General features: G+C 57.9%; 1 protein-coding gene and 1 pseudogene. Both read right to left on the reverse strand.

Features of this window, described 5'->3' with window-relative positions; all coding sequences use genetic code 11:
* Window positions 1–21: 21 nt before the first annotated feature.
* A pseudogene (locus GDN47_RS32215) lies at window positions 22–459 on the reverse strand (IS5 family transposase); the annotation flags it as partial.
* Window positions 408–644, reverse strand: a complete 237-nt coding sequence (locus tag GDN47_RS31855; RefSeq protein WP_233790234.1) for a transposase — start codon at window positions 642–644, stop codon at window positions 408–410. The pseudogene GDN47_RS32215 and the gene GDN47_RS31855, both read right to left, overlap by 52 nt.
* Window positions 645–693: the final 49 nt, after the last annotated feature.

Genomic DNA, 693 nt, shown 5'->3' on the forward strand with positions numbered 1-693 from the left:
TCTAGGCTCAGGACTCATTGCTCAGAGCCAGAAGATGACGGTTGCGGCGATACATATTGCCGAGAAGAAGGTGTGCGCGCATCGATCGTAGCGAGTTGCGATGCGGCGCCAGTCCTTGAGTTTTGCGAAGAGATTCTCGACCTTGTGGCGCTTGCGATAAAGCGTTTTGTCATAGGGATATGGCACTTTCCGGCTGCGGCTCGATGGAATGCAGGGTTCGATGCCTTTTGCCTGCAATGCCTCACGGAATGGCGTGCTGTCGTAGCCGCGATCGGCAATGAGGACTTTGGCGGGCGGCAAAGCGTCGAGAACGAGCCGTGCGCCTTTGTGATCGCTCATCTGGCCTTCACTGAGCAGCATGACGATTGGGCGGCCTTCGTCATCGCAAACCGTGTGCAGCTTGGAGTTCAGTCCACCTTTGGTTCGCCCGATACGACGGGGAACATCCCCTTTTTTAGCAGGCTTGCGGCCGTGCGATGTGCCTTGAGATGCGTGGCATCGATCATGATCCGCTCGGACTTCGCGCCATCGACCGTCAGGGCCGCGAAGATGCGGTCAAAGACACCAAGGCGGCTCCAGCGAATGAAGCGATTGTAGAGCGTCTTGTGCGGACCGTAGTCCTTCGGCGCATCCTTCCACTGCATGCCATGCTTGATGACGTAGACGATGCCACTGATCACCCGGCGGTCGTCC

Origin of the sequence: Martinezella dioscoreae (assembly GCF_009176305.1) — a bacterium.
Classification (GTDB): Bacteria; Pseudomonadota; Alphaproteobacteria; order Rhizobiales; family Rhizobiaceae; genus Rhizobium; species Rhizobium dioscoreae.

Coding starts and splice junctions, on each gene's coding strand:
- GDN47_RS31855 (WP_233790234.1), bottom strand. CDS start 644: ATGCAGTGGAAGGATGCGCCGAAGGACTACGGTCCGCACAAGACGCTC.